Annotated in this window: 1 tRNA gene and 3 rRNA genes; all 4 read right to left on the reverse strand. The window is 49.0% G+C overall.

What is annotated here, in order from left to right:
- Position 1: 1 nt before the first annotated feature.
- A 5S ribosomal RNA gene (rrf, locus tag ODU46_RS09960) occupies positions 2-117 on the reverse strand.
- A 202-nt stretch (positions 118-319) separates the two neighbouring features.
- Positions 320-3223 (reverse strand): 23S ribosomal RNA (locus ODU46_RS09965).
- A gap of 165 nt (positions 3224-3388) precedes the next feature.
- Positions 3389-3461 (reverse strand) — tRNA-Ala (locus ODU46_RS09970).
- A 53-nt stretch (positions 3462-3514) separates the two neighbouring features.
- Positions 3515-5063: ribosomal RNA gene (locus ODU46_RS09975) — 16S ribosomal RNA — on the reverse strand.
- Together the 16S, 23S and 5S rRNA genes with 1 tRNA gene alongside form the textbook arrangement of a ribosomal RNA operon.
- Positions 5064-5277 lie beyond the last annotated feature (214 nt).

Below are 5277 nucleotides of genomic sequence, written 5' to 3' on the forward strand. Positions count from 1 at the left end.
TGCTAAGCGACTACCGTATCTAACAGGGGGCAACCCCCAACTACTTCAGGCGTTCTAGGGCTTAACTGCTGTGTTCGGCATGGGTACAGGTGTATCTCCTAGGCTATCGTCACTTAACTGTTGAGTCTTGTCAACTCAAAATTGAATATCTATATTCTAACAAGTTTTACCAACGCTGTCAATATTGACTTCGGTTTTAATAAGTAATTGTATTCGAACTAAAAAGCTAGTGATTTAGATAAATCGCCTTGAAGTCTAACCGACTTCCGCGTTGATTTCCTAAAATCATACGCTTTTCTTAACGTTCTCATTACTTAATTTGGATAAGTCCTCGAGCGATTAGTATTGGTCCGCTACATGTGTCGCCACACTTCCACTTCCAACCTATCTACCTGATCATCTCTCAGGGCTCTTACTAACATAAAGTTATGGGAAATCTCATCTTGAGGTGGGTTTCACACTTAGATGCTTTCAGCGTTTATCCCGTCCCTACATAGCTACCCAGCGATGCCTTTGGCAAGACAACTGGTACACCAGCGGTAAGTCCACTCTGGTCCTCTCGTACTAGGAGCAGATCCTCTCAAATTTCCTACGCCCGCGACGGATAGGGACCGAACTGTCTCACGACGTTCTGAACCCAGCTCGCGTGCCGCTTTAATGGGCGAACAGCCCAACCCTTGGGACCGACTACAGCCCCAGGATGCGACGAGCCGACATCGAGGTGCCAAACCTCCCCGTCGATGTGAACTCTTGGGGGAGATAAGCCTGTTATCCCCAGGGTAGCTTTTATCCGTTGAGCGATGGCCCTTCCATACGGAACCACCGGATCACTAAGCCCGACTTTCGTCCCTGCTCGAGTTGTAGCTCTCGCAGTCAAGCTCCCTTATACCTTTACACTCTGCGAATGATTTCCAACCATTCTGAGGGAACCTTTGGGCGCCTCCGTTACCTTTTAGGAGGCGACCGCCCCAGTCAAACTGCCCGTCAGACACTGTCTCCGATAGGGATAACCTATCCGGGTTAGAGTAGCCATAACACAAGGGTAGTATCCCAACAGCGCCTCCGTCGAAACTGGCGTCCCGACTTCATAGGCTCCTACCTATCCTGTACATGTGGTACAGATACTCAATATCAAACTGCAGTAAAGCTCCATGGGGTCTTTCCGTCCTGTCGCGGGTAACCTGCATCTTCACAGGTACTAAAATTTCACCGAGTCTCTCGTTGAGACAGTGCCCAAATCATTACGCCTTTCGTGCGGGTCGGAACTTACCCGACAAGGAATTTCGCTACCTTAGGACCGTTATAGTTACGGCCGCCGTTTACTGGGGCTTCAATTCAGATCTTCGCTTACGCTAAACCCTCCTCTTAACCTTCCAGCACCGGGCAGGCGTCACCCCCTATACATCATCTTACGATTTAGCAGAGAGCTGTGTTTTTGATAAACAGTTGCTTGGGCCTATTCACTGCGGCTGACCTTAAGTCAGCACCCCTTCTCCCGAAGTTACGGGGTCATTTTGCCGAGTTCCTTAACGAGAGTTCTCTCGCTCACCTGAGGCTACTCGCCTCGACTACCTGTGTCGGTTTGCGGTACGGGTAGAGTATGATACATCGCTAGAAGCTTTTCTCGGCAGTGTGACGTCACTAACTTCGCTACTTAACTTCGCTCCCCATCACAGCTCAATGTTAGAGATACAAGCATTTGACTCATATCACACCTCACTGCTTAGACGGGCACTTCCATTCGCCCGCTTTAGTTAGCCTACTGCGTCCCTCCATCACTTCATACTCTAGTACAGGAATATCAACCTGTTGTCCATCGGATACACCCTTCGGTCTCTCCTTAGGTCCCGACTAACCCAGGGCGGACGAGCCTTCCCCTGGAAACCTTAGTCTTACGGTGGATGGGATTCTCACCCATCTTTCGCTACTCATACCGGCATTCTCACTTCTATGCGTTCCAGCACTCCTCACGGTATACCTTCTTCACACATAGAACGCTCTCCTACCATAACACCTAAGTGTTATCCACAGCTTCGGTAAATTGTTTCAGCCCCGGTACATTTTCGGCGCAGGGTCACTCGACTAGTGAGCTATTACGCACTCTTTGAATGAATAGCTGCTTCTAAGCTAACATCCTAGTTGTCTGTGCAACCCCACATCCTTTTCCACTTAACAATTATTTTGGGACCTTAGCTGGTGGTCTGGGCTGTTTCCCTTTCGACTACGGATCTTAGCACTCGCAGTCTGACTGCCGACCATAAATCATTGGCATTCGGAGTTTATCTGAAATCAGTAAACCGAGATGGCCCCCTCATCCAAACAGTGCTCTACCTCCAAGATTCTCAAATGTCGACGCTAGCCCTAAAGCTATTTCGGAGAGAACCAGCTATCTCCAAGTTCGTTTGGAATTTCTCCGCTACCCACAAGTCATCCAAGCACTTTTCAACGTGCCCTGGTTCGGTCCTCCAGTGCGTCTTACCGCACCTTCAACCTGCTCATGGGTAGGTCACATGGTTTCGGGTCTACGACATAATACTAATCCGCCCTATTAAGACTCGGTTTCCCTACGGCTCCGTCTCTTCAACTTAACCTCGCATCATATCGTAACTCGCCGGTTCATTCTACAAAAGGCACGCTCTCACCCATTAACGGGCTCGAACTTGTTGTAGGCACACGGTTTCAGGTTCTATTTCACTCCCCTTCCGGGGTACTTTTCACCTTTCCCTCACGGTACTGGTTCACTATCGGTCACTAGAGAGTATTTAGGGTTGGGAGATGGTCCTCCCGGATTCCGACGAGATTTCGCGTGTCTCGCCGTACTCAGGATACTGCTAGGTATAAAGAATATTTCAAATACGAGGCTATTACTCTCTTTGGCCTACCTTCCCAGGTAGTTCTTCTATACTCTTTAAGTCCATATTGCAGTCCTACAACCCCGAGGAGTAAACTCCTCGGTTTGCCCTCCTGCCGTTTCGCTCGCCGCTACTAAGGCAATCGCTTTTGCTTTCTCTTCCTGCAGCTACTTAGATGTTTCAGTTCACTGCGTCTTCCTCTGCACTACCTTAACAGTAGTGAGTGACAGGCATTACCTGCCGGGTTCCCCCATTCGGACATCCCTGGATCATTGCTTACTTACAGCTCCCCAAGGCATTTCGTCGTTAGTCACGTCCTTCATCGGCTTCTAGTGCCAAGGCATCCACCGTGCGCCCTTATTAACTTAACCTTATTAACCTAATTTTTTCAAAAATTAGAAAACTCATTAAATATTCACAGCGTTTTCGGTTTATTTTCTTGTTACTATTTCTATACGTACTGTTACATACGTTTAGGAATGTTTGATAGATATTCAATTTTCAATGGACAAAATCTTAACAACTTCCGTTGTTAATGGAGCCTAGCGGGATCGAACCGCTGACCTCCTGCGTGCAAAGCAGGCGCTCTCCCAGCTGAGCTAAGGCCCCACAAGACCTCTCAAAATTAAAGAAGACTAACGTACAGGTTTCCATTTCCTTAGAAAGGAGGTGATCCAGCCGCACCTTCCGATACGGCTACCTTGTTACGACTTCACCCCAATCATCTATCCCACCTTAGGCGGCTGGCTCCTAAAAGGTTACCTCACCGACTTCGGGTGTTACAAACTCTCGTGGTGTGACGGGCGGTGTGTACAAGGCCCGGGAACGTATTCACCGCGGCGTGCTGATCCGCGATTACTAGCGATTCCGACTTCATGTAGGCGAGTTGCAGCCTACAATCCGAACTGAGACTGGCTTTAAGAGATTAGCTTGCCGTCACCGACTTGCGACTCGTTGTACCAGCCATTGTAGCACGTGTGTAGCCCAGGTCATAAGGGGCATGATGATTTGACGTCATCCCCACCTTCCTCCGGTTTATTACCGGCAGTCTCGCTAGAGTGCCCAACTAAATGATGGCAACTAACAATAGGGGTTGCGCTCGTTGCGGGACTTAACCCAACATCTCACGACACGAGCTGACGACAACCATGCACCACCTGTCACCAGTGTTCCGAAGAAAAATCCTATCTCTAGGACGGTCACTGGGATGTCAAGACCTGGTAAGGTTCTTCGCGTTGCTTCGAATTAAACCACATGCTCCACCGCTTGTGCGGGCCCCCGTCAATTCCTTTGAGTTTCAACCTTGCGGTCGTACTCCCCAGGCGGAGTGCTTAATGCGTTAGCTGCGGCACTGAGTCCCGGAAAGGACCCAACACCTAGCACTCATCGTTTACGGCGTGGACTACCAGGGTATCTAATCCTGTTCGCTCCCCACGCTTTCGAGCCTCAGCGTCAGTTACAGACCAGAGAGCCGCTTTCGCCACCGGTGTTCCTCCATATATCTACGCATTTCACCGCTACACATGGAATTCCACTCTCCCCTTCTGCACTCAAGTTTGACAGTTTCCAAAGCGTACTATGGTTAAGCCACAGCCTTTTACTTCAGACTTATCAAACCGCCTGCGCTCGCTTTACGCCCAATAAATCCGGACAACGCTCGGGACCTACGTATTACCGCGGCTGCTGGCACGTAGTTAGCCGTCCCTTTCTGGTAAGATACCGTCACTGTGTGAACTTTCCACTCTCACACACGTTCTTCTCTTACAACAGAGCTTTACGATCCGAAAACCTTCTTCACTCACGCGGCGTTGCTCGGTCAGGGTTGCCCCCATTGCCGAAGATTCCCTACTGCTGCCTCCCGTAGGAGTCTGGGCCGTGTCTCAGTCCCAGTGTGGCCGATCACCCTCTCAGGTCGGCTATGTATCGATGCCTTGGTGAGCCGTTACCTCACCAACTAGCTAATACAACGCAGGTCCATCTCATAGTGAAGCAATTGCTCCTTTCAAGCATCTACCATGCGGTAAATACTGTTATGCGGTATTAGCTATCGTTTCCAATAGTTATCCCCCGCTATGAGGCAGGTTACCTACGCGTTACTCACCCGTTCGCAACTCATCCGTCTAGTGCAAGCACCAGACTTCAGCGTTCTACTTGCATGTATTAGGCACGCCGCCAGCGTTCGTCCTGAGCCAGGATCAAACTCTCATAAAAAGTTTTGATTCAAACTCAAGCTATCACTAGCTTTCCGTTTTATTGTTTTGTTTTGTCATTGACGATTTATCCTTAGATAAATCACCCTGCACGTTTGGTTCGTCTTCTTTAATTTTCAAAGGTCTTGTTCGTTATCGCGCTCTCGCGACAACTATCTTAGTTTATCATTTCTTAGAAACTTTGTCAACACTTTTTTGAAACTTTTTTTCGTTTC

Source organism: Streptococcus sp. 2020WUSS089, assembly GCF_044427405.1.
Lineage (GTDB): Bacteria > Bacillota > Bacilli > Lactobacillales > Streptococcaceae > Streptococcus > Streptococcus hashimotonensis.